The 22,255-nt window shown below is 54.1% G+C and carries 27 protein-coding genes; all 27 read right to left on the minus strand.

Annotated elements, in window-relative coordinates:
* Positions 1-3: 3 nt before the first annotated feature.
* A complete protein-coding gene (locus VN12_RS25200) occupies positions 4-615 on the minus strand; it encodes an alpha-ketoglutarate-dependent dioxygenase AlkB family protein (protein ID WP_168164641.1) in 612 nt (203 codons plus the stop codon).
* A complete protein-coding gene (locus tag VN12_RS25205) occupies positions 608-961 on the minus strand; it encodes a hypothetical protein (protein ID WP_146679658.1) in 354 nt (117 codons plus the stop codon). Before VN12_RS25205 ends, VN12_RS25200 begins: the two co-directional genes overlap by 8 nt.
* Before the next feature lie 21 nt (positions 962-982).
* Positions 983-1,267 (minus strand): hypothetical protein, encoded by a 285-nt coding sequence (locus VN12_RS25210; protein WP_146679659.1) that lies wholly within the window; start codon positions 1,265-1,267, stop codon positions 983-985.
* A gap of 51 nt (positions 1,268-1,318) precedes the next feature.
* Positions 1,319-2,995 carry a phage terminase large subunit gene (terL, locus tag VN12_RS25215; protein ID WP_146679660.1) on the minus strand — a complete coding sequence of 559 codons (1,677 nt, stop codon included), beginning with the start codon at positions 2,993-2,995 and terminating at the stop codon, positions 1,319-1,321.
* On the minus strand, positions 2,958-3,488 hold the full coding sequence (locus VN12_RS25220; protein WP_146679661.1) for a hypothetical protein: 531 nt from the start codon (positions 3,486-3,488) through the stop codon (positions 2,958-2,960). The genes terL and VN12_RS25220 overlap by 38 nt, the downstream gene beginning before the upstream one ends.
* 32 nt (positions 3,489-3,520) lie before the next feature.
* On the minus strand, positions 3,521-4,006 hold the full coding sequence (locus VN12_RS25225) for a hypothetical protein (protein WP_146679662.1): 486 nt from the start codon (positions 4,004-4,006) through the stop codon (positions 3,521-3,523).
* A 19-nt stretch (positions 4,007-4,025) separates the two neighbouring features.
* A complete protein-coding gene (locus tag VN12_RS25230; RefSeq protein ID WP_146679663.1) occupies positions 4,026-4,328 on the minus strand; it encodes a hypothetical protein in 303 nt (100 codons plus the stop codon).
* Positions 4,329-4,468: 140 nt separating this feature from the next.
* Positions 4,469-5,869, minus strand: a complete 1,401-nt coding sequence (locus tag VN12_RS25235; RefSeq protein WP_146679664.1) for a ParB N-terminal domain-containing protein — start codon at positions 5,867-5,869, stop codon at positions 4,469-4,471.
* Positions 5,814-6,470: a ParB/RepB/Spo0J family partition protein gene (locus VN12_RS25240; RefSeq protein WP_146679665.1), complete on the minus strand. Its 657-nt coding sequence runs from the start codon at positions 6,468-6,470 to the stop codon at positions 5,814-5,816. The genes VN12_RS25235 and VN12_RS25240 overlap by 56 nt, the downstream gene beginning before the upstream one ends.
* A gap of 2 nt (positions 6,471-6,472) precedes the next feature.
* Positions 6,473-7,081 (minus strand): ParB N-terminal domain-containing protein, encoded by a 609-nt coding sequence (locus VN12_RS25245; RefSeq protein ID WP_146679666.1) that lies wholly within the window; start codon positions 7,079-7,081, stop codon positions 6,473-6,475.
* 467 nt (positions 7,082-7,548) lie between these two features.
* On the minus strand, positions 7,549-9,948 hold the full coding sequence (locus VN12_RS25250; RefSeq protein WP_168164642.1) for a DEAD/DEAH box helicase: 2,400 nt from the start codon (positions 9,946-9,948) through the stop codon (positions 7,549-7,551).
* Positions 9,938-10,486 carry a hypothetical protein gene (locus tag VN12_RS25255; protein ID WP_146679668.1) on the minus strand — a complete coding sequence of 183 codons (549 nt, stop codon included), beginning with the start codon at positions 10,484-10,486 and terminating at the stop codon, positions 9,938-9,940. Before VN12_RS25255 ends, VN12_RS25250 begins: the two co-directional genes overlap by 11 nt.
* Complete coding sequence (locus VN12_RS25260) at positions 10,470-11,516, minus strand: DUF6094 domain-containing protein (RefSeq protein WP_146679669.1); 1,047 nt, start codon at positions 11,514-11,516, stop codon at positions 10,470-10,472. Before VN12_RS25260 ends, VN12_RS25255 begins: the two co-directional genes overlap by 17 nt.
* Positions 11,517-11,598: 82 nt before the next feature.
* Positions 11,599-11,847, minus strand: coding sequence for a hypothetical protein (locus tag VN12_RS25265; RefSeq protein ID WP_146679670.1), 249 nt, complete (start codon positions 11,845-11,847; stop codon positions 11,599-11,601).
* A 73-nt stretch (positions 11,848-11,920) separates the two neighbouring features.
* Positions 11,921-12,259 carry a hypothetical protein gene (locus tag VN12_RS25270; protein WP_146679671.1) on the minus strand — a complete coding sequence of 113 codons (339 nt, stop codon included), beginning with the start codon at positions 12,257-12,259 and terminating at the stop codon, positions 11,921-11,923.
* A gap of 19 nt (positions 12,260-12,278) precedes the next feature.
* Positions 12,279-13,064, minus strand: coding sequence for a hypothetical protein (locus VN12_RS25275; protein ID WP_146679672.1), 786 nt, complete (start codon positions 13,062-13,064; stop codon positions 12,279-12,281).
* A complete protein-coding gene (locus VN12_RS25280) occupies positions 13,061-13,999 on the minus strand; it encodes a S8 family peptidase (protein ID WP_146679673.1) in 939 nt (312 codons plus the stop codon). Before VN12_RS25280 ends, VN12_RS25275 begins: the two co-directional genes overlap by 4 nt.
* 46 nt (positions 14,000-14,045) lie before the next feature.
* A complete protein-coding gene (locus VN12_RS25285) occupies positions 14,046-14,342 on the minus strand; it encodes a hypothetical protein (protein ID WP_146679674.1) in 297 nt (98 codons plus the stop codon).
* 171 nt (positions 14,343-14,513) lie between these two features.
* Positions 14,514-15,209 carry a hypothetical protein gene (locus VN12_RS25290; RefSeq protein ID WP_146679675.1) on the minus strand — a complete coding sequence of 232 codons (696 nt, stop codon included), beginning with the start codon at positions 15,207-15,209 and terminating at the stop codon, positions 14,514-14,516.
* A 6-nt stretch (positions 15,210-15,215) separates the two neighbouring features.
* A complete protein-coding gene (locus VN12_RS25295; protein ID WP_146679676.1) occupies positions 15,216-15,701 on the minus strand; it encodes a hypothetical protein in 486 nt (161 codons plus the stop codon).
* The gene (locus VN12_RS25300) at positions 15,694-16,500 is read right to left on the minus strand and encodes a DUF1643 domain-containing protein (protein WP_146679677.1); all 807 of its coding nucleotides are present in this window, start codon (positions 16,498-16,500) and stop codon (positions 15,694-15,696) included. Before VN12_RS25300 ends, VN12_RS25295 begins: the two co-directional genes overlap by 8 nt.
* 26 nt (positions 16,501-16,526) lie before the next feature.
* Entirely contained in the window at positions 16,527-17,573 is a 1,047-nt protein-coding gene (locus VN12_RS25305; protein ID WP_146679678.1) for a recombinase RecT, read from the minus strand.
* Positions 17,570-18,445: a YqaJ viral recombinase family protein gene (locus tag VN12_RS25310; RefSeq protein WP_168164643.1), complete on the minus strand. Its 876-nt coding sequence runs from the start codon at positions 18,443-18,445 to the stop codon at positions 17,570-17,572. Before VN12_RS25310 ends, VN12_RS25305 begins: the two co-directional genes overlap by 4 nt.
* Before the next feature lie 18 nt (positions 18,446-18,463).
* Complete coding sequence (locus VN12_RS25315; protein WP_146679680.1) at positions 18,464-18,817, minus strand: hypothetical protein; 354 nt, start codon at positions 18,815-18,817, stop codon at positions 18,464-18,466.
* A 55-nt stretch (positions 18,818-18,872) separates the two neighbouring features.
* Complete coding sequence (locus tag VN12_RS26970) at positions 18,873-19,517, minus strand: Holliday junction resolvase RecU (RefSeq protein ID WP_409994266.1); 645 nt, start codon at positions 19,515-19,517, stop codon at positions 18,873-18,875.
* 3 nt (positions 19,518-19,520) lie between these two features.
* Positions 19,521-20,849 carry a replicative DNA helicase gene (locus VN12_RS25320; protein ID WP_146679681.1) on the minus strand — a complete coding sequence of 443 codons (1,329 nt, stop codon included), beginning with the start codon at positions 20,847-20,849 and terminating at the stop codon, positions 19,521-19,523.
* Positions 20,849-22,210, minus strand: coding sequence for a ParB/RepB/Spo0J family partition protein (locus VN12_RS25325; protein WP_168164644.1), 1,362 nt, complete (start codon positions 22,208-22,210; stop codon positions 20,849-20,851). The genes VN12_RS25320 and VN12_RS25325 overlap by 1 nt, the downstream gene beginning before the upstream one ends.
* Between the last annotated feature and the right edge of the window lie 45 nt (positions 22,211-22,255).

A 22,255-nucleotide genomic window follows, 5' to 3' on the forward strand; every position in this document is an offset into this window, starting at 1 on the left:
CCTCTACTTGATCACTCGGAATGTTAGATTGATTCGTTCCCCGCGCACTGTCTCTTTGGGCACCTGGTGCTTCCAAAATCGTTGCATGGGAGCGCCCATCTTGAGCAAGTCTCCGTGCCCAAGACGAATGTTATACAGCGAATGCTCCGGTAATGTGACGTGCTTTATTTGGAAAGTCCGAGGCACGCCGAGGCTCAGAGAAAAGATAGTGGGTTCTTGCCCATCGTTTCCGCCCAGATCGCTATGCCACCCCAAGGAGTCCTGCCCACTCCGATAGTAATTGCACAGCACCGAGTTCGGACGGAATCCCGTCATAGAGCCAATACCGTCGGCCAGCTCACGTAGCGCGACGTGCCATTCATGCGTTTCCCAGTTCGAACCGGAGTAACTGTACTCTTTCCCTACGTCGCCATAGAGACACGTCAGACGGGGCTGCTTGACCCACCGGCCGAACATGAACAAGTTCCGACACTCCCATCGCAGCTCGCTTTTGAGGACGTCGAAGATCGACCGCCCGACGGACGGCTCCACCCAATTCCGCCAAAGAGCGATCTCACAATCAGGCAGGAAACCGAGGTCACCTGCCTCCAGAAAACGCACAGCCGTTTTAGGCACAATCTAACCCTTCAGTAAGAAACTTTTCGACACCGTACTCATTGAGATCGATCATCCCAAACGGAGCTGCGTCGACGTGGAATTTCGTCGCGAGCTTTAAGGGAACAATCAGTTGGATCTCTTCGCTCATTCCCCCAGGCGACGAGGATCCGTCGCAAATGATCTTGCCGTCTTGGATTTCAACGACAGCATCCCAGCACAAGTATTCGCCGTCGTCACCGTTCGGACCGCAAATCAGAAGCCTTTCGTCAGCGTTCGAAGGATCAATTCGAGCCAGCGTTAATCCGCCATAGCAATGATCGAGTTCGATCGCGACTTCATGCTGAAGGGTATAGGTCTTTGTCATCGGTATTATCCTGGTTTTCGATCAGCTAACATGTAAACAAACCTGTTCAGGCCGTTTCTTGGCGACGATCGAGTGATGGCAACTCCGGTGCATAATGTCGATGTTCTCAGGAGAGTTGTTTCCCGCGTCATCATCATGATGCCGGATCAAAACAGAATCTCTCCATTGGTAGAACTCTTTGGGATCGATCGCCTCACCGCAATGTGAACATCGAACGCAGAACTTGCGAATGAAGAACTCCAAGAACTCGTTTCGCCTTCTCAACCTCACCGACATCGCGGTACTTCTGTTCAAAGCCTTCGCCATTGCGACACCTTTCGCGGAGTGAACACATCCTATCCACAGGAACAGGCCGCGTTAGCGACTGTTTTTGACGTACCAATCGTTGTACTTGGTCGAACACTCGGCCGTATGCGAATGACAAACCTCACCCTCTGGCGCGAGCCGTTCGCATTCATGGCAGCAAAACCCAGCTTCGGTGAACGCCGGCCGATCGCAGGCCGGGTTCTGGCATTTGCCCTCCTTGAACCGAGGCTTGCCAGCCGCCTTGCTAGAAACGACCACCGACTGCGACTTGGCCGAAGGATTCACCAACTCCAGGTAGGCCCCAGCGAACGCATCCGACTGATCCTTGAACGGACCACTCGGGAACACTTCCATCTCGTCGAACACTTCGGTAAGCCAAGGCCCTTCGATTGCGTAAACGTCCCCGTTCTCGATGGCGATCGAAAGGGGCTCGGCATGCACCTCCTTCGAGTCCTTCGCTCGTACTCCATAGACACGATGCCCACGAAGCCGATTGATCGTGATCTCGGCAACACGCTTCCCTGAGGAGGCCCCTTCAATTTCAAAACACGTCCACAGCTTCGAGAATCCAAACTCGATCTCGTCGAGCTTGACGTTCATCTCGATGGCAGCTTCGACATCACCGGCCGTCATCCGCTTGCGAATCATGTGCAGCAGGTAGAACTTGCTTCCTTTCCGGCCGACCAAGGCCCCAGCCGTGTAAGCTCCATCCTCGACGCTGGCAGCCCGATCCCAGAACCGACAAACCGCGTCAAACTCAAACGGCGCTTCATCCCGTCGAATGATCTTGATGTTGGAGCACTTGAAGAACTCCCCGTCCTTTCTGATCGGACGCTGCCCCAACTGGGCCGAACTGTTGGAAGCCCCGAGCGACCGTTCCAACTTCGTCACCTTCTTCTCATCGAGCAGTTGCGGGTAGAGCAGCTCCCCCTTCTCCGTCCGCCAGTCCCCTCCGAAGCCTCGGTCCTCCATCTTGTATTCGGGATCGTATCGCATCGGAAGCATGACCTGATGCCAAGGCTTTTCTTCGCCGGCTCTTTCCGCGAACTCATTCTCCCGCTCAAACATGCCGCACGGATCGTCCACGTGCACTCGCTGCATTCCAACGACATGCCGCACCCCTTTGGCCACGCCCCGGGTGGAAAGCGTGTCGCGGTACCAATCGTTGAACGCCTTCCGCTCGTTCGCGTTCTTCGACTTCTCTACCGACAACGGGTCGTCGATGATGACATACTTCGGGTGATCCCCCGTCGCTCGCCCCGATCGCGTCGTGCTCAATCGCCAACCTCCAGCCGTGAGCCGGTAGAACGTCTTGGCATCGTGACCAAAGGCAACCTGAACCTTGTCACCCCACCGGTCGATATACCAAGGGTCCGCAATAAGCTCTCGGCATGCGACCGCATCCCGAACGGTCAAGTCTTGGTTGTACGTCACGCAGAGGAACGTCGCATCCGGCTCAACCGTCCAAACCCAAGCCGGCCAAAGGACCGAGAGTAGCGTCGACTTGGTGCACCCAGGAGGCAGATTGACCATGAGTCGATCGACCTTTCCGGCTTGAACAGCCTGGAGATGGTCACAAACAACCTGAATGTGATTACCCCAAACGAAGCCGGGGATAAGGATCTTCGCAGCATGTCGCACGAACTCAGCAAACTCGAGCTCGCAATGACGGCGAATGATCTTATCCAGATTACTGAGCGAGCGACGAACGGTCACTTCGCCGCTCATACAATCCCCTCATGACTTTCAGCTCATCGACCGTCGCCACCGAAAGCATCGAGTCGATATCGTCCACGCCTTGGTCCCTACCGACGTTGGCACTCGCGATCGCAACTCGGAACGGAACGTCGAGCCCGAGCAACTGATCGATCCGCTTCTGCGCGTTGATCTTCGCACCGACCCCAACCTGAGGATCGGACAGCACACTCTTGTAGAAAGCCAACGACGATGCCCGGTGTACGTCTCGCTCTTCACGAAGATCCTCAAGCTGGAGCAACCTCGCGCGAGCAAGATAGTTCTCGGCAGTCCGTGCACTGATCTGATACTGAGCCTTGAGGGCGGCTTTGATCTCGGACTTCCTCATCCCCTCGACGAGCATCCGGTAGGTGAGCTCTACACGGTCCTCGTACTCATCGTCTGGAGTTCTTCCTGGGTTCTGGGGTGTCTCCGTACTTGTGGACAGTTCCCCGATAGCGATTAGATTCTCATCCTGGCTAACCACCCTTTACCGCCTCCTCCTACGTCTACCCCCGGCTATCGGTCAAACAGCAACAGTTGCTCGCTTTGTGGCCCCTCATCGGCCTTTCCGAAGTGCTGGACCGCGAATTGGAAGTTGCGGCATGTTAGGAACGATTTGCCCTTTGCGGGGAAAAGTCGTTTAGCCGCAGCACCGTCAAAACTTAACGCCTTCGCTCCCAGTATTTCAAACTCCATGCCGTTGTAGAGACGCTTCCGCACGGACTCCCCCTCGCAAGCCTCGAGCACCAAGTGGAAGTTGTTCTGGTACCGGTAGGGACGCGATACGCCGCATAGGTACAAGATCGCTCCTTGCAAGCAGGGAAGGTCTAGTTGGTCCCCGCCCTCGAGCTCCTTGTTGATCATCTTCTCGTAGGAGCCGACCAGGCACTTCGCGCAGTGCTGGGAATCGTCGAAGCCGACCACCCACTTCCCCCAAAAGTAGGAGAACTGGCCCGACAAAGGTCGCCCACGCCCATCGTTTTCCAAAAGTCTGATTTGCATGTATTGCTTCATGTTGCTACTAGGCCGATCGAATCTCGCGCTCTCGCTCTCGTTGCATCATTTCCCACGCTCGCAGCTTCTTGATCGCTGCCGACACAGTAGGAATCCGCTTTAGGAGAACGTTTTGAAAATCCTTATCAATTTTGGTGCAAGCCGCCTCGAGAACGTGATCGTCCTCCAGAACGTTCGTAACCCAACTTTGAGGGTCGCCCGTCACCGCATCCGCTCGAACCGCGTCGATGATCTGCTCCATGAGCACCAGGTCGCGGCCCTGTGCGTTAAACGCTTCTACGAACTTCGCAATTTTCGCTTTGTTTGCCATCTGATAGCCCCTTGTCGTGAATGTGTCGTTTCTGCCAACACAAAAACAAGCCGTTTCGCGCACCAATTTGGACATCATTGGTGCACTTTTTCTGTTGTTTTTTTGGGGACTCAAAAGCAGGCTACCGCAGAGCCGGCTCGCTAAGTACCAGCCGCTGCTTCCGCAAAGAAAGGACGAAACGCTGCTAGCACGTCCTCGGATCGATTGATCTTCTTGCCCTCAGGCCAATCGAGCTCGAACTCATAACGAATCGCCCGCTCAATATCCTCAAACGGGACATCGTGTGTCTTGATCCCGGTGCATCGCCAGGTTCCGGATCCCATCTTCGCTTCTGGCGCCTCAATCCCCATGTAGGTGCCGAGGTGCTCGCACTGCTCTTGCGTGTGAAACTTCTGATAGAACCACTCACCATTGCGGAAGATGCCCGAGTATCCCTCTTCGTCGAGGAAGTACAGTTGCTGCGCTGAGCCGTTCTTCGTCTTGTAGTTGCCCGACTTGAGAGCGGCATGAACGCTCTTGAGAGTTCGACCGCTATAGAAGATCCGCCCTCCGACCTTGCAAAGAGCCCCCAGCATGGTCGCCACCGCGAACTCCGCTTCGGGGCAATCCACCGAGTTGAACACGGAGTCGCATACCACGAAGTCGAATCGACCCATTTTCTTGAGCGCCATGCAGAGCTGATTGATGGCACGGTTCACCCAAACCGTATCGATCGCGTTCTGACCCTGAACACGACGGAACAGCTCGAGGTCCATCATGTTGTAACCTTCTCGCCGCAGCTTGCCTGCGTAGTCACCCTTCCCGCTCCCAAAATCGAAACCACGGGCCTTGGGGTTCTCTTTGAGCCACGGTTCAACCGCATCCCGATAAAGTCCACTTTCTCTCGGCAACGTCCCTGGAACGTCGCGTATGCGGTTTAACTGAGCCAGCGTCTGGATGTAAGTCTTGCGTTCGAGGTTGTCGTAGCTGAAGCGCCCGTACTGGTCGCCAAGGAACTCTTTGTACTCCGCCTTCCGCTCCGTCGGCACGCCGTACACCAAAAGCGGCTGATTGAGCTGGATGCACGCCATCGCGTATTGAGTGCAATGGATCACCTCGCCGTCCAAAGTCGCTACACAAGCCCCCCAGGGGCCAAATTTGAGGATCAGAGCGGCGATGTTGGTGCGAATCACCTGCATACCACAGGTCCAGTTCGCATCCATCTTCGTTACATGCTGCCACCCCAGCTTGAGCGGCTCTCGGATCCAAGCGTTGGCATCCGGGTGATCGACGTCGGTACCGTTGTGGAGTTGGTTGAACTTGATCTCGTCGGCCTGCGTGGTGTCACCAGGTAGAACGTAGACCGGCGCCGTGTTCACGCCGTTCGCTCTTAACGCTTTGGTTCTCTGGTGACCCGCAACAATCAGCCCGTCCGTTTTGCAGATGATCGGTTTGACCACCCCAAAGCGTCGGATCGACTCCCACAGCTTTTGAAGTTGCTCGTTGCTAATCTTGCGCGGGTTGTACTCCGCTCCCCTCAGACCCTCCAACGGGTAGTCCATGTGCAGCACGGTTTTCTTTCACTCTCTTTAGAATCCAACTAACGAAATCCAAATAGGATCCGGTGTTCTCGCAATAACGCCGCGCGATCAGCGTCAGCTTGGCGCTCTCAGCGTTTGTAAGCTGGACACGATACTTTCCTACCGATAGCGTCTCAACTCGCGCACGCGTCGAGTTGCCCCCCTTTGGCATCGGCGCGGCTTTCGTTTCCCCCTTCACCATGCCGTTAAGCATCTCACGAACCGCCCCCGTCTGAGCGAATGCTCTCTCCAGCAACGAGTCAACTCGCTCCTGGTTCTTATCCGCCAACGCCTTCACAGGGTCGAAGGTCAGCAAGAACGAAGCCGCTTCTTCGTCGTTCAAGTCGACAATCACCACGGGAACCTTCTCGTCACCGAGAAGGGACTTACGCATGTGGCCGTCGAGGATTTGATAGCCCTCTTCGATCTTTCGAACGACGATCGCGTCGGCGAAACCGATCTCCTCAAGAAGCCCTTTCATGGCTGTCTTTTGCTCATCGGGATGCAACCGGACGTTGTCCGCGTTATCAATCAACGAACTTGCCTCGACCCATTCGAATCCAACAATTCTGTCCTTGAACACGCTTACGCCTCCCCGATCAGCTTCAACAAGTAAGTACCAAACCCAACGAACGACCCGTTTGCATCTCCGTACTCGGCGAGTATCAACGTCAACTCGGCGATTTCATCCGGAGTGCATGGAACTCGGATCGGCCCAATCGAAACCGAAGAGAGCGTGTTGCGAACCGTGCTTCGTCTTTTCTCGATCTCCTTCTTTGCGGTCTCCGTCCCTAACTGAGACCGCTCAATGATCTGGTTAAACACGGTGCTTTGCAGACCAAGAGCTTTCGTCCGCAAGGAGTTCATCTTCGACCTTTGCTGCTTTGCCATCGCAGCGATCGGATCGAACGTCAGCAGGAACAGGTCCGCCTCTTCGTCGTCCAAGTCAACGATCAACACCGGCACCTCTTGGTCGGCTGCGAGCTCGGCCCGGAGGTGACCATCGAGGATCTCGATTTTGTCGCCAACCCGCCTACCGATGATCGCATCAGCAAACCCAGTTGACTCGAGAATGGAGTCCATCACGATCTTTTGACGATCGGAATGGACGCTAGGGTTAAAGTCGTTTTTAAGAAGCTCGGATGATTTGACCCGAACCAACTCGACCACTCGGTTTTTGTATTTCGTTTCCATGAAGTGACGCAGCTACGGCGATCTGTCCTTTGTTGGGAAGATACAACCCTTTCTTGAACGCCCACGCGAATTGCGCGTTTCGACACGTCATGTAAGACGGGTCGTCTTTGAAGCGACAATCTGGGTCAATAAAGCTAGACCGGATTTCTAGCCTCTCCGCGTTCTCAATTTCAAACGACACCCCAAACCACTTCGCCTTCACGACGCGGCCGGGACTTCGACGAAGCGCTAGGTGAAAGTTCCGAATCCAAACGTGCGGAAAAGTAACACCACAGATGTAAACGAACTCCGAGTTGCTCTCATCCAGCACGATATCGCGTAGAACGAATCTGTCGCGATTTCGATAGAACATGGGAGTGCAGATCTTCTTGCTGCGTCTCCCGAGGAGACAAGGCTGGCAATGCACCGAGAGATCAACGTCTCTCACGTACATTGCCCAGAAAAACCGGAACGCTTGTTCCGACGGGTTAAACACCAACCGCTTGACTACGATACTCACTGGCGGAAGCCTCGACGTACTGAAAAAGTTTCTTGAAATCCATCACGCGACCCATCTCCTCCTGTTCCTGCTTGTCCAGTCGGGCCAAGTTTGCCTTGAGCCGCCGGATCTTGAGAGCTGCACCCGCCGCCCCACTCTGGGCCTCAGCTAGCACGTGCTCGAAATGGTTCTTCCACTGACGCATCCGACTGGGACTCACAGCCACGGTCGGTTTCGCCCCGGCATGAACGACATCACTCTTGGCATGTCGAGCGGCAGCCATCGGGACTTCTGAGCATTTTGCTGCCATCGGCAATATGGTCGGTGAGCACGACGCCACGTTGGGCTTGGCTTCGACACGATCGACCTTCGCCATCGCCACGCGAGCCGGCATCGGCATCGGCAAGGCCGGCTGCACATGAGTCATCGGAACTCTCGGAACCCTGGATATCACCTCATCCGCCAACTTCTTAGCAAGAGCCATCGCCACCGACTCGTCTCCTGCGGTCAGAGCATCGAACGAGCTTTGGCTGAAATTGCCTTCGATCGCCTTGGCGGCCTTGGTCTTTTGGGACATCAATCGCACGCACTGCTCTTGCATGGTCCCTTCGTAGAACATGTAGTGCACTTCGCAGTCGAGCCACTGACCGATACGCCAGGATCGCGCCGCCGCTTGCCGCAACGTGTCGAGGTTGTAACCGGTTTGGTAGAACACCAAGACACTGAAATTGTGATTCCCCCCGCGGTCGAACAAATCCAGGCCGGTCTTCACCAAGGTTGGATTGGATATGATCACATTCGCTTTGCCGTTGTTGAAGATCCACTCTTCACGGTCGCAAGAACTCACTTTCTGAGATCGAAGGATGCGAACGTCGAGCCCTTCCCTGTCGAGCAGCTCCTTCAAGCGGACCTGCACGTCTCGCTTCTGAGTCATCTCGCAGTAAATCCACACCTGCCGCCCCCGCGATACCGCGTCTTTAACGACCTCCACGAGCTTCGCTTCCTTGGTCCGTATCGTCTCCGCATCGAGATCAGGCGGCGTAGCCACCTCGACCCATTCCCCTTCTGCAGTTCGATAGCCGATCGAGTTGTAACCATACGGATGGTCAGGCCAACCATTGAGCGTGTTGAGAAGCACCGACATGGCCGCTTTGCTGCCCATCGCGATCAACTGCCTCATGCTGGCTCGAATACTGGACTCTACCTGCTCATAATGCTCCGCTTGTTCCGCGTCCATCTGAACCGGGTGCATCACCTCGGCGAGACCGGGCAACTTGTACCCGAGATCTTCAAGCGACCCGAACACGGCACAATCGAGCAAGCAGTCTCCGTAGATGCTTGGCACAATCCCGGGTCGGATTTTGATCGACGTCGTTTTGCCTCCCCCTCGGCTTTGCCGATTAGCAAACGACTCACTGTCTTTGTAGCTCACGATCGTCTCGATACGTCCGTACCGCTTCGTGAACTCCATCCCATCGTTCCACTTGAACCCCAGTGCTTTCATCTTCCCGGGAAACAGACGGTACGACATGGGGAATATCGAATCGGCGTAACCGTTGAGCAAAGTCCCTGTCAACGCAACCTTGAACGGTACCTTCGCCGCGAGCTTCCCGACAGAAAGACCGATTGCAGATCGTTCCCCTTTTGACTCGTGTACCTCGTCAATCACAAGGTATTTGAACACCTTGCGAGCCTGCCGATGGATGATGTTGGCCACAGGCCATCGATCCATATCGTGCGTCCACTGGTACAACGCTTCGCTGCAATGACGGCACTTTTGCTGTTTCTTCGCGAGGTCCGCTTCCTGGGCGAACACCCAAACGTCGGACCCTTCCTGCACCACCTTCTTCTCGATCGGCTGGTTGCACCTCGGGCACTTGAGAATCCCAATATCAAATCGCTGCGACTTTATGAACGAAGGCTTCCAACTCGTCGACATCTTCGCTTTGTTGCCGGACATGATGAACCACTCAGTCCCGGTGGGCTTGGTCCCAACCAAACGGAGAACATCGGAGTAATGATCGATGATCTTGCATTTGGAGTCCGGAATCGTCATCTCGATTTCACGCACCCACTTCTTCTGCAAGTGCGGTGGGCAAACAACGATCGTTCGGTACGCAGCCCCTTCGGCATGAACATGGATCATTGCAATCGCGCAGAGGGTTTTACCAAAACCCATCGACATCGAGCACGGCACGCTCTTGCGACCGGCCTGCCAGGCTTTGACTCCTGCCACGATTCGATGCCACTGGGCGTCCATAGGCTCGCGAAGCAAGTGCACGTCGGGACGAACGAACGTCTCCATCAACGGGCGAGAACTTTCCTCGACCTTTTGGATCAACAAGTCACCGTAGGTTTGAAGATAATCCGCCAGTGTTTCAGCCTGCATGAAGATGCCTCTTGCTTGGAATCGTGATGGTTTTGTTTTGGAGCAACTTCGTGACCACTTCATCAAGCTGCTCGGATGTCACTGTGCAATAGTGAGCCGAAATCCCGAACGATTTAACGGGAGCAATTAAGCCAAAGTCCTTGAGGCTTTCGATCACATTCGGGATCCATTCGTCCAAGATCGGCGTCGAGATTTCCGGCGACTTCAAATAAGCTGCCAACGCCGGCTCTAGCTCACCAAACAACAAGCCCTTGACCTTTGCAACGGCAACAACGTGTACCGCTCGGTACCGCGGTAATTTCATCCGACGAATCTCGTAACCCTCTGGGTAAACGGTAAACGACTCGTCCTCCATCTCAATCCAACCTCCACGCTTGCCCAAGTGAAGAACGGCGATCACCGACTTGGCAACCGACTCGGTCGCTACAAACGAGATCATCCCAATGTAGGAACGATCGAAGATGTTGGTTCCCGCCGTTGTGAACCGATCGACATCCACGGTCAATTCAAGATCACTTGATTTAACAGTCGCCTTCATCGCTCACCTCTTCCTCTTCGTTCTCGGGTGGTTGTTCTGCTTCGTTCTCAATCTTGTCCTCCAGCGTCGTGATTCCGGTTTCGTCCGCAATCTTGATCGTGAGCTTGATCTGTTCGGTCTTGTGCACCTTGACCTTTTTCTCTTCCTTCACGGTCTGCTCGGTGACGATCTTACGCGTCGAACCTCGAACCACGTGCGGCTTCTCGCCTGGTGGCTCGACGACTCCATCCAGCATTCCGGAAGCCAGCAGCAACGCGATATGCCCCTTGGACAGCCTCATCGGAGGCACAAGCTCTCTCGCAGCTTCTGCATGGTTTAGCTTGAGTATTTCATCTGCCTTGGAACCGCGTATCGCCTGTTCGATCTCCTGAGCCGTATAGAATCGTTTTTCAACTCGAACGCATCCACCATCCATCGCGGAGTACGGCGGTATCAAATCGACCGATTTGCAGCAGTACGTGTCATCGAACAGGTTGTAATCGGCACGCGCCTCGAACTTCCGGCGAACGCCGAAAATCAAGTGCTCTTGGAACTTTGTTTCGAAGGGAAACGGAGCGCATCGCAAACGGTCAAAGTATCGAGTCAACACTTCGAAAGTCCGCCAACTTGTCGCCGTTCTTTCCGGCAACACGGCAACCAGAATCGACCCAGGGGATGCCTGGTTCGCGATCTTCTGTAGGAACCGCCATTCAACACGACCACCCCCACCGAGTTCGTCATCGAAAGGCGGGTTCACGTAGAAGATCGACGCATTGCCATAGCTCGGCGATTCGAGCCAATCGACTGGACCGAAGCAATTTCGGATCCGAGTCTTGGCAACAGCATGACGACCTTCGTCCATCTCCGCCGCGTACACGTTCGCTTTATCGATCCCCATCTCCTCTGCAATCGCCACAACTGCATCACCGGCACCACAGCACGGATCGAAGATCGTGGCTTTTGAACTGCATTCTATTTTGGCCGCGATATGCGGGACCGCTTGTAGATCGAGCGGGTAATACCCACTCTTGGCTTGTGCTTCTAAACGCATTGAAATCTCCTGTTGAAGGGCACACGGAAACGGGCCTGACGCGTCGAGAATTTGGTTTGGTCGCTCGTGCGCCCGCGCAGCGCTAACGGCTCAAAGAAAGGTCAGGCATGCGAAACGGAACATTGCCGTGCAACCGCCAGCCCTTGTTCCGAGACACGATTTCAATGAATTGAGAAATGATTTCTGGGCTCACCCATTCCTTGCGACTCAGATGAAAGACCCACTCCAGAAGGGACTGAGGTGTTTCAATATCGCGGAGTTCTACTTCGTAGATTTCTCGGCTGCCAATCACGACAGTCTTTCCAATCAACTCGACTTTTAGCTTCTCCATCAGCAAATCCTTTCAACTAGAAAGGCCGGATCCGACCTTGTGTTGAATCGTCAATCGCCGAAAGAAAACGGCATTAGTCGCTTTTCTTCTTAATGCCATGCAATGAGCCGTGAGCCGCTTCATGGTCAATCACACATGTCGCGCCGGGAGGTATGTTCTTCAGCTTGCAGGCCGCTTCATCTCGGATCCAATCGCGCAACTCGTCTACCTCAACCTTGCGAGCAACACGCTCACTCTCCAAAGCCTTACTAAAATCCTCCGTGAGCTTCGCAATCGTCGCCTGATGCTGTGCCACCAAATCGGGAATCGTCTTGGTCGTGTTATGCCACAGATACCAAACCAAGACGCCGGGAACTCCGACACTTTGGAGTATCTGACCGATATCCCCGAGAGCTGCTTGAGCAAACCACATGTAACAATCCTTCCTTTGATCACAAACCTTCCGCCGCGGCCAGCATCATGCTCAAGTACGTCTCGACGTCAGCAGGACTCGCCTTCTTAATCGCGTCCGAAACTGGACGCCTCCAATTCAACCACCAATCGCGGTTGGGACTGGTACGCCCCAACATCGCGACATCGATCGCTTGAACCATCATGTTCTTGGCTCCATCGAGAGTGGGGCACTGGCCGGATCGGCACATTGCACGCACTGAATCCGCGACTTGCTGGATTGTGCCTTTTAGCACCACCGCGGTCGCCGCATCTCCCAAGGCTTGCGACTTTTGCCGGCTAAGCTCGCGAAGCTGTTGGAGGATTGGACCGCTTGGAGGAGCCGGTTCCGGCTGCGGATCGACAGGAAGCGGATCGCTTGGAGGAGGCAATTGACTCTCCCCCGCCGCGACGATGGTTTCGAACCAAAGAGGACGATCCGACCCCCTGGACGACACATAGAACCGCTCGCCCGGAATCCCCCGAATCAGGAAGCGACCGTCCTTGAAAGGCATCTGCACCGTCGGAGGGAAAGGCTTTGCGGCCGGATGGATTTCAATCCACTTCACTTCCGCAGGAAGCGTAACGATCACTCCATACTCGCGAGCCTCAGAAAGCTCTTCGGCGATGATCGCGACCTTGCCGTTGACTTCCGCCAGTTCCGCCTTGGCCGCTTTTAGAAACACGACCTGAGTCTGCGTGACTTCCGTTGGAGCGACTACATCCCAGAGGTCCTGAGCCACCACGCCGTTAGCAAACAGTAGCAATGCGAGGAAAGCGCGTATCATGCGAACTCCGTAATTCTGGCTTTGATCCAATTGAGAATGTTTTGACTGGTTACACTGATCCCCTCACCGAAGCGAGGATCTCTTCCAACGGGACCGGCGTCCTTGAGGAAGTTTTCGCTCTTGAAGAATTGCACAAGCCCGCGTGACGTCAGGTACACCGACATCCCGAGCATCTTCATGGTTTGACGTAGCAGGATGGCATCGCTGCAGAACGTAGGACAAGCCATGCTCGTCCCCGACATCATCACCAAGTTTCCTTTCAAGCCGCACGAAAGGATGTACGAGCCGCCTGCCGCGACATCCACGCGAGGACCGCCCGACGAGAACGAGCTAGGAGCTCCAGCCTCGGTCACAGAAGCGACCGCAACGCAATTGGGAGAGCTAGCTGGTGAACCGACCGTGTTCCAACCGCGATAACCTTCATTGCCAGCCGCGAAGAAGATCCACTTCCCGCACTCCTCAGCCAATACCAACGCACGCTGCGTTCGCGAGTCGACTTGCGTGGTGTTAGCGCCCCAACTGCAACTTACGACATCGCCTTCTTCCTTGGCCGCCCATTCAAGACCGGCCGCCGTGTTTGATCCGCCACCAGAATCACCGAGCACCTTCCCAACCTTTATGTCAGCTTCGGGTGCCGCGCTGAGTCCGTTGCGTCCAACGTTCGATCCGATCGTGTGATTGCCGTGACCGTGTCGATCCGTGACGTCCGACCGATCGGAACCTGTGAAGTTCCGAACCGCCTTGGGTACCGGCAAACTTGGATGAGGACGATAGCCGGTATCGAGATTGATACAGATGCAGCCTTTACCTGTAATACCCGCTCTCCAAACGGGCTCCATTACTTCCGCCTTCCGCGTCCACGGAACCGAGCTCAGTGGCATTGGCTCGTTCGCATGCACAATGGTCGGCGGAATTCGATATACCGGTGCGTTCATCTCACGCTCTCCCCTGATTCCTACAACGAAGACCTGAAACCCAAAACTAGGCAACTGTCGAGAAGTAGTCGTAGATCATGGAAGATTGCTGCAGAACGATGGCTCGCAGCGCGTTATCCACCCAGGGCTCGACGATGTTTGGAACACCAGGGATGTCGATGGGAGCGACATACGTGTCGTATGCGTCCGCGACGATTTTGAGGAACTGATCCTTGGGCGGAAGAGAGACTCGGGTTTGCTCCAGAAACTTCTTGACCTTCTCAAGAAGCGACCCGGCAGCGGCCAACTGACTTCCACATCCCTCTGCATCCAACGCAAAGGTATCTCTGTTAAAAACGTTCATCTCTGTCATCGTCTTACTCCACACAGTGATTGCGACTCGAAACGGATTGAAGTAAACGATGCTGCCAAAAACCCCACCTACAGTGCAAATGAAAAAAGGGACGGTGTTACTCATTAACACCGTCCCCCCGCTCCTGTAATACGCTAAGACACGCGTTACATTGTTACCATGCTACGCGTTCGATCCGACTAATTCAAACTCGCCAGACTCGAGCAACAGCACGTCGTCTTCGCTCTCCCCGTACTGGACGAATGCTTGCCCGGAATCATGCACATCCGCCTGGACCGTGTCCCCTTTCTTGATCCCAGAACCATCCAGATCCACCTTAACCACGATGGTGAACTTGGATTCGGTGTTCTTTGGATCCCCGTCCTTGGCCTTCTGAATTGGAGCCGTGTACGGGATCGTCGTCGGTGAGTCATCGTCATCATCTTCGCAGAGGTCATTGAACTCGCTCAAGATTCGATTGATCGCATCCTCATCGAGATTCGGAACGTCCCTCAAGCCAGACGAATACTCTGGATCCAGCCCGTTGGTTATCAACTCCAAACGACTGAACGTGGACACGCCTGCTTTTTCGAGTAACCCATAGATACGTGCAGGGAGCTTAAGCTTCCGAATCGAATCTTTATTGTCGGGCTGTTCTGCCACGCTTCCGAACAGCGTTGGTTGCGCGTCCTCATCCCCGAATGGGCCTCGATCTCCCAACTGTTTCAACCGCGTCTTGAGCTCTTCAAGCTTGTGCTGCTTCTCGAGCCGGATCTTCTTCGCATCGTCATACTCGACCTGAGCGACGGTGATCGCTCTTGATACGGACATGATTTCATTCTGCCACTTTTCCTGCATAGCAAACTGCTCAGGTGTCATTGCCTTCTATCCTTGATTACTTGCCAAACACATAATCCAGTAGGCCTCCGCAGCTAACTGGCTATTAATCTTGATCTGGACGCCGTTCTTTCCCGCCGCATCGATGTAGTCTGCCGGTGTAGCACCTTTCCGACCGATCGCCATCCGCGAAACCGCATCGGGAGCGAACTCCACTAATTGAACTTTGTGCCGAGCCGACGCCATGAGCACTACACCGGCCATTCGAGCATTCGCTTCTGCGTCGTTAAAACTCTTGACGTTAATACCGTACTGAGACGACTGAATTGCAACGATGTCGTACCTTCGATCGGAGAGGATGTGCTTATCGAGGTAGTTATGCAACTCGAGAAGCCTAGCTCCTGCGAGCGAGGAAGAACCGATGGCCTTGGCTTTCCCTCCGCTCGGAAGGTTGTATTGACCGAACACAAGATCGAAGCCAGCGATACCAATACTCACCGGGCTCAGGCTAATGGCGACAACTCTTCTAGTCATTATCGAGAGACTCCAGATACTTGAATCGAATGCTGTGCAACGAGGCTCCGTGCTCGACGTCCTTCAACCCAACAGGCTGGACAAACCGATTGCCCGTGCCGTTTTCGGACATGTAGGCCGGAGTCGCCCCGTACCAAAACACGCGATCCTCTTTGAGTGTGTTCTTCACGCCTGAAACAACGTAGGCAGACCGACCAACAAACCGACCCGCCTTACCCCAGCACAGGACGGTGAAACTCGTCGACAAACAAGTCAAGCGAATCACTCGGTCGTTCCAATCCCCAATGGGATCTTCGTCGCCCCAAAGCTCGTCCACTCGTTTAAGCCGCTTCGCAAAAAGGTTTAGTCTTTGGAAGCCGCCGCACCCGTGTGACATTGCGAGCATCATTTCTTTGCGACTGTCAATCGAAGGATCCGGGAACAAACCTATGAAGCAAGCGATCGGCTTGGACTTATCCCAGATCTCCCACTTTCGATACTCGTACCGACCGTCAACGCTCTTCTCGATCCCCCGATCCTCATTCCCATCCCATGTGGTCCAGGTCGGATCAGTCGCGTAAGCATCGAATTGCTCACTCCTGGTCCCATCGAAAAAAATCGTGTCGCTCTTGGAGAATAGCGGCATGCCCTTTCGCATCCGCTTTCGCATAACATCAATGCGGTCCATCGATGACGGCATCGCATCGTTAGGCGCGTCGGCATCCACCAACGGAAGATATCCAAAGTCATCTCCGAACTTTGTAACCCAGTCAAAGAAACTGACCGGGAGCTTAATTGTACCTGCAGCTCGTTCCAGCACTGTAGCGTCCTTGCGTTTTGTGGTTCCTACAGCCTGGCTTTAGCCGACGCGATCGCAGCGAGTACTTCATCTCGATCTTCAGCTCGGACATGCTCCAAGTCTCGCTCGATTTCGATGATAGTCAACGGGTCGGTAGCTGCTTTGAGCTCCAAGAGCAAAGCCTGCTTCGAAATGCCTTCGGGAGCGACGAATTCCGTGTCATGGATCACCTCAGTACTGGTGGACTCCGCGTTCCGTCGTTTCAATTCCTCTTTTAAGTCGTCCGCCGACCGAACAGTTCGCACGCTGGGGGAGTTGATGACATTGCTGTTACGATCACCGTAGTCGTTGCGATCTTCCTTCTCGATCGCCGCTTGGGCCTCCGCGGAGATTGGGAGCCATTTGCTTAGCCGCTTGAACGTGGTTTTTTTCCACATCTCAAACTCTTTGTGCGGAAATCTCGGATCCCAAGGGGTGTCGTTACTCTTCTTGGCTACGAAAGCCTGCCACCCGGGTGAACCATCACGAATCGCGAGGATGTCCGCGCGAGACATCACTTCCGCTCGCTCGGTACCATCTTTGAACACAACCAGTGAGTAAGCCGCAAAGACTTCTCCGGCCTCTTTCGGTGCCTTCGCATCTGTCCTAAGGAAGTGCGGGACGTGTTCTTTGAGCTGCCCCTTATTCCAAACGAAGATGTCTCCACGCCGGATCACATCGGCAGCCACGTGCGACACCTTCCCCGATCGCAGAACCAACTCCGCGATCCCTTTGTAATCGAGCTGATAAGTGCACGTCCGCCCGTAGGGAATCAAGTGCGCTCGCCTACCGTCCGGCTCGAGGCCGATCGCAGCAAGATCCAGCACGGAGCCGATGAAGCTCTGCCGTGTGCACAAAGCGAGTTTTGGATTCTTGTTGAGCTGATTGATTACCACGCGCACGAAGAACTCAGGCTTCATGTGCGAAGGCAGAATTTGCAATAATTTCCTGGAAGTGTCATCCGACTGGAGATCCTCCAATAGGATCATAGCCTCCGACCTTTTCGGACTTGCACCACTGACATGCTCGGTACGTTCTTCAGCTGCTGCTGTCATGCTTCCACCTTTACATTCGAAGGCAATTTCGCCAATACGGATAACGATTTACCCAGCTTTACCACCTGCTGGTCATCCAACACCAAATAGGTACAACCGCTCGAGCTCTTAGCGATTATTTGCTTGTTCTTTTCGAGTTTCTTAGTTGCTTCATTGATCTGCTGTTGCAACCGAACAGCCTCTTTGACGGTCTGGCTGATTTCGCGCCCGACGTATTTGGCCGAGTACCGATCTGCTTCGGCACGAACCGCTTCATACGCGGTCTTTCCATGCACCATTGGGCGGATGCCCTTGGCAGCCTTGTCGATCAAATCGGCATAGGTAATCAGCATTTGCTCAATGAGCTCTTCATTGCGTTCAACCCAACGCTGAACGTACGTGCCACGTAGCAAACTGATGAGCACACCTGCCTTGTATCCAGTGCAAATCAACTGATGTTGAATCTGCAGATAATGTTTCATGGGGATTTGGTCGTCCGCGTAGTCCGCCCAATTCCCATGCTGCTCAAACTTGGCTTCAATGACGATCCGTTCACTGGTCGACGTCTTGAACCCAGACGCATCGAGCGTGCAGCAAAGGTGCGGATATTGATCCGGAACGACCAAGTTGAATCCGCCAGACTCAACATCCCACTCGGGATTCTTTTGCTTGAAGAGCTGAATGATGGAGGGCTCGAATATCTTGCCTTCGTTCATCAAGCTAATTTGACTGGCATTGAAAGATTTTCGCTTCCCAGTTGTTAGCCGCTCCCAAACGGTAACGATGTCTTCATCGTCGTAACCAAAGCCGAAGATTGCTCTTGCATCGGATGACCCGATACGTCGCAACTTTTTGCTAAGCCACTCGGATTCTTGAGCGTTAGTATCAACCATGATCATCAATTCGATAGACTAAGAACACAACGGGAAGTCTCGTGCGACCGACGCGTCGATCAACCTTTGGAAAGCCGACCAATCGACCTTTCCTTCTTTGAACGGGATTGTGGATTCATCCACTGCCTTGCGAACGGTGAATTTCCGAATCCACCTCCCCCTCGCCACAGTCTCGCTCTCGTCGGAACTGTTGACGTAACAGAGGTACTCGGACACGCTCGGAAGATCTACCGGTACGTTCCAACTCTTTGCACCCAACTTGATTCCACCGATCGCAGCTAGGCACGCGTTTACGCTAACGCGTATCGGCAGGTCACACACTGGAAGAATGAACGCCTGCTCTTTGACGAATAGCGTTCCGTCTTGAGTCACTATTGATATTCGATGTTTCTTGTCTGCCATACTCTCCCCGCTGTACTTGAACCCTTCATACAAAGAGGCCGGAATGGGCAGCGGTTTGTGACATAGATTCCAGTTTTTTTAACAACAAAAAGTCAGGACGGTATTTTCTTGATTGTTTGCTATTGAGAACCCAATCCACTTCGACTCCCTTCTCTTCGCAGTCTGATAGCGTCAAAGACTTCACTTCCAAGCTCTCCACACGATCCCAGTAATCGTCTTGATCTGAGACCGGAAAGATAAATGTTCGAGCGGGAACGGTGCGCTTCGCAAGAGATCTTTCGTTCCAATGGAACAAAAAGAAGCACGTTGCGCCGAAGCGGCTTCTGCGGAGCATGTGTTTCAACTGCCGCGCCCGCGGCCCGCGAGTCTCCGCTCGATATTTGTTCCAAGGAAACGATGCGGAAGAGCAAACCTTTGCGTCAAAGATAACGTGCCTAAAAGTATGCGGTAGGCCTTTGCTTTCGCCTTCGAGGCACCGGTACATGCCTTCGAAGTCCGGAAGAGACTGTATGAGCTGCGTCTCCATTGCCCCTGGGGTTGTATGCGACGGTCTCACAGTTGCTTGGACCCCATAACGACCGATCACCGCGAATTTGATTTCTTCGTACCAGGCACTTTGGTCCAGCACGAGTTGCTCAAATTCTTTGCTTGTCAATTTGCTCGGAACCATTATTCACCCCAGTTGGTCGACGTTCGCGTCGGAAAAAGTCTGAAAATGCCCTGCCCAGTTCAATGGAACCGCACCGAGCGGTCCATTCCGTTGTTTCGAGATAATGAGCCGGGAGTCAGTGGACTCTCGAGATGCTCGATGCAGTAACATCGCCACGTCTGCGTCGTCAACAATTCGCTTTGAATCGGCCCAGCTAGAATTGTCCGGCTCCTCCATGACGCCGCTTCGGCCCTTTGTGATCTCCGAATCGACTGACAACTGACACAAAACAAGCACCGCGATATTCATCTCTTTCGCAAGATCCTTGAACGCCTCGGTGAGTTGCTTGGTTCGTTCATGCTTGGGACTTCGGTAATCGAACGGACGAACGAGCTGGAGGTTGTCAACGATCAGGAATTCCAAACCTTCGCAAGACTTCCTTAACCGGCATTTCGCCCGGATTGATTGGTAGGATTCTTTTACGTCGGTCATCCATAAACGCGCGGACGCGGCAACCGTATCGCGAAACTCTCTTACCGCCAGCAACTCTTGGTCTGAAAGCCTGCCAAGCCATCGCCTGTGATTCATCTTCAAGTATGAAGACATAATGCGTTCTGTCACCTCTGCGTTCTTCATCTCGAGCGAGGAGAACCACGCACATTTCCCCTGGGCGACGGCGCTCATGCAGAAGTTGGCTGCTAACGCCGTCTTGCCTACTCCGGTTCGCGCTCCAAGCAAATACAACTTACTCGGAGCGAACCCACCTATTAACGCATCGAGCGAAGGAAGGCCCGTCGTGAATCCAACACGCGCCGCATCCTCCTCATCGGACCCGCCTATCTTGGATTCCACAACACTGTCAACGATCTCTTTAAAATGCCTGAACCCGGCGTCCTTGCTATTCCCCACGCCTTCGGTCTTTGCCGTAAACGCGTTGAGAAGTTTTTGAGGGTCTGCTTTTGGATCCGTCGACGCAGTCAGTAACGACCCAGCAGCATATTCGAGCCGTCTCAACTCCGCGTAGCGCGCTACCTCACGGCAGTAGTACTCATAGTGCGTGACCGTTGGCTGGCGATTGATGATCTTCGCGAGCGCCGACATGCCGCCGATTTGTTCCAACAACCCTCGCTTTTTGAGCTCAAGAATGAGCATCCTGGCATCGGAGTCGACATTACCGACGCGAAGATCGAGGCACACCCCCCAGATATCCGCCAACGTCCTATCGAAGAAGTCTCGGTGCGAAACCAATGCGCTCATTGCTTCAATCAAGTGAGGCCCAATAAAAGCGATTGAGATCACGCTCTCTTCTGCCTCGACACGTGCTTCGATCGCACCATCCTTGACGCTTGTCATCAACTCTCCACGGGTTCGAATGGTTTGAGTTTCTTGAATTGATCCATCAGGTCCTTACGAGGCCGGAGCGGTTGCTCTTCTGCCGGAGGCAAAATGCCTACCAGGGGAATCCCACCAGGCCGGGCCGGAGTCTGAACCGATTTGGTTCCAGCCGATTTCTCCCACGTGCGAATGGCAGATTGCCAGTCTTTCATGGAGTTTCCGTTCGCCAGCTTCCAGCCTTGCGTCTGGTAGTAGTCATAGAACTTTTCAGGGTCGACGCTGTTCTTTCTCTCGTTGCAGTACTGGGTCACTTGTTCGAGGGTTGGTTTTATGAACACATTCGAACGCTTGGGCTTCCCACCGCTTTCGACCCTCCAAAGATCCGAGATGGTTGCGTAGACAGTAGCCCTCCCGCTCGCATCAAAGCGATCGAATAGCTTCTGCGATTCCAATTCAGGATCGTCGCTTGCAACCGGCGAGGCCGATTCCGACGGCGTTCTCGAGTCGATGTCATGGAGGGTGACATCTGACTCACCTTCGTTCGGCCTCGCCAAGATTCCCGTGGTTACGGGGCACTTCTCGCGAAGCAGCTTCTCAAACTCCTCGCACCCATCGAGCTTCTCCAAGATCAGCTCAGCAACGTCGAGGAGATCCACCTTTGCCAACAGGGCCTGGATCTGCACGATCGGCGAAGCAGTCGGAACCGGTTGCGAGCGCTCAACCAACTCACGAGATTTCTCAGGCTTCAGTTTGGGAGGCTTCGGATCTGCAACCGCTGCTTTGACAGCAGCAGCCCCCTCTTGAATGATCTTTTTCTGCTCCGTCTTGTCGGGGATAACGTCTACCAACCTGGAAGCCGTACTCACTTTCAGCTCGCCGGACTCAACCGCGCTGACAACCTCTGCTGCTCCCTCGTTTAGCACTTTCTTTGCGAAATCGACGGTCTTGCCAGACACACCGACGGATTTGCCTGCCATATCGCGAGCAGTCCCCGTCTGACCCTGTGGAAAATTTTCCATAGGGTCAGCTTTGCCTCTCAGCATTCGCTTTCTGGCCTCGGACTCGTAGTACTCGCTGAGTTTCGCAGCGACCACGGCCTTTTGCGAAACGGACAAGTTCCTTCGATGATTGTTTTTCGCGATCACGAAGGTTGCTGGATCTTCTCCAGCCTTGAGCGTTTCGAACTCCGGCTTCACCCCTGCTTCCTTGCAAGCGGTGTATCGGTTTCGGCCATCGAGAATTTTCTTCTCGAAGAGGGTGATCTTCTCTTTCTGCCCGTGCTTCTTGATGCTCTCGACAAGTTCCTTGTGCTCCTGCGAAGTGGCAAGCGGCCAGCAGTTCGCCAGCTCATGGAAGTCGTAGTTTGGGAAACGATTCATCGAAACAGATACGCTCGGCATACGAACAACCACCAGGATCTAGTC

This window comes from Pirellula sp. SH-Sr6A (assembly GCF_001610875.1).
Lineage (GTDB): Bacteria > Planctomycetota > Planctomycetia > Pirellulales > Pirellulaceae > JBKCUI01.

Coding starts and splice junctions, on each gene's coding strand:
- VN12_RS25245 (WP_146679666.1), bottom strand. CDS start 7,081: ATGGAAACGAAATACAAAAACCGAGTGGTCGAGTTGGTTCGGGTCAAA.
- VN12_RS25255 (WP_146679668.1), bottom strand. CDS start 10,486: ATGAAGGCGACTGTTAAATCAAGTGATCTTGAATTGACCGTGGATGTC.
- VN12_RS25290 (WP_146679675.1), bottom strand. CDS start 15,209: ATGACACCTGAGCAGTTTGCTATGCAGGAAAAGTGGCAGAATGAAATC.
- VN12_RS25230 (WP_146679663.1), bottom strand. CDS start 4,328: ATGGCAAACAAAGCGAAAATTGCGAAGTTCGTAGAAGCGTTTAACGCA.
- VN12_RS25280 (WP_146679673.1), bottom strand. CDS start 13,999: ATGAACGCACCGGTATATCGAATTCCGCCGACCATTGTGCATGCGAAC.
- VN12_RS25250 (WP_168164642.1), bottom strand. CDS start 9,948: ATGCAGGCTGAAACACTGGCGGATTATCTTCAAACCTACGGTGACTTG.
- VN12_RS25235 (WP_146679664.1), bottom strand. CDS start 5,869: ATGGACTACCCGTTGGAGGGTCTGAGGGGAGCGGAGTACAACCCGCGC.
- terL (WP_146679660.1), bottom strand. CDS start 2,995: ATGAGCGGCGAAGTGACCGTTCGTCGCTCGCTCAGTAATCTGGATAAG.
- VN12_RS25305 (WP_146679678.1), bottom strand. CDS start 17,573: ATGACAGCAGCAGCTGAAGAACGTACCGAGCATGTCAGTGGTGCAAGT.
- VN12_RS25205 (WP_146679658.1), bottom strand. CDS start 961: ATGACAAAGACCTATACCCTTCAGCATGAAGTCGCGATCGAACTCGAT.
- VN12_RS25260 (WP_146679669.1), bottom strand. CDS start 11,516: ATGCGTTTAGAAGCACAAGCCAAGAGTGGGTATTACCCGCTCGATCTA.
- VN12_RS25225 (WP_146679662.1), bottom strand. CDS start 4,006: ATGCAAATCAGACTTTTGGAAAACGATGGGCGTGGGCGACCTTTGTCG.
- VN12_RS25275 (WP_146679672.1), bottom strand. CDS start 13,064: ATGATACGCGCTTTCCTCGCATTGCTACTGTTTGCTAACGGCGTGGTG.
- VN12_RS25265 (WP_146679670.1), bottom strand. CDS start 11,847: ATGGAGAAGCTAAAAGTCGAGTTGATTGGAAAGACTGTCGTGATTGGC.
- VN12_RS25325 (WP_168164644.1), bottom strand. CDS start 22,210: ATGAATCGTTTCCCAAACTACGACTTCCATGAGCTGGCGAACTGCTGG.
- VN12_RS25210 (WP_146679659.1), bottom strand. CDS start 1,267: ATGGCGAAGGCTTTGAACAGAAGTACCGCGATGTCGGTGAGGTTGAGA.
- VN12_RS25270 (WP_146679671.1), bottom strand. CDS start 12,259: ATGTGGTTTGCTCAAGCAGCTCTCGGGGATATCGGTCAGATACTCCAA.
- VN12_RS25320 (WP_146679681.1), bottom strand. CDS start 20,849: ATGACAAGCGTCAAGGATGGTGCGATCGAAGCACGTGTCGAGGCAGAA.
- VN12_RS26970 (WP_409994266.1), bottom strand. CDS start 19,517: ATGGTTCCGAGCAAATTGACAAGCAAAGAATTTGAGCAACTCGTGCTG.
- VN12_RS25285 (WP_146679674.1), bottom strand. CDS start 14,342: ATGAACGTTTTTAACAGAGATACCTTTGCGTTGGATGCAGAGGGATGT.
- VN12_RS25310 (WP_168164643.1), bottom strand. CDS start 18,445: ATGGTTGATACTAACGCTCAAGAATCCGAGTGGCTTAGCAAAAAGTTG.
- VN12_RS25295 (WP_146679676.1), bottom strand. CDS start 15,701: ATGACTAGAAGAGTTGTCGCCATTAGCCTGAGCCCGGTGAGTATTGGT.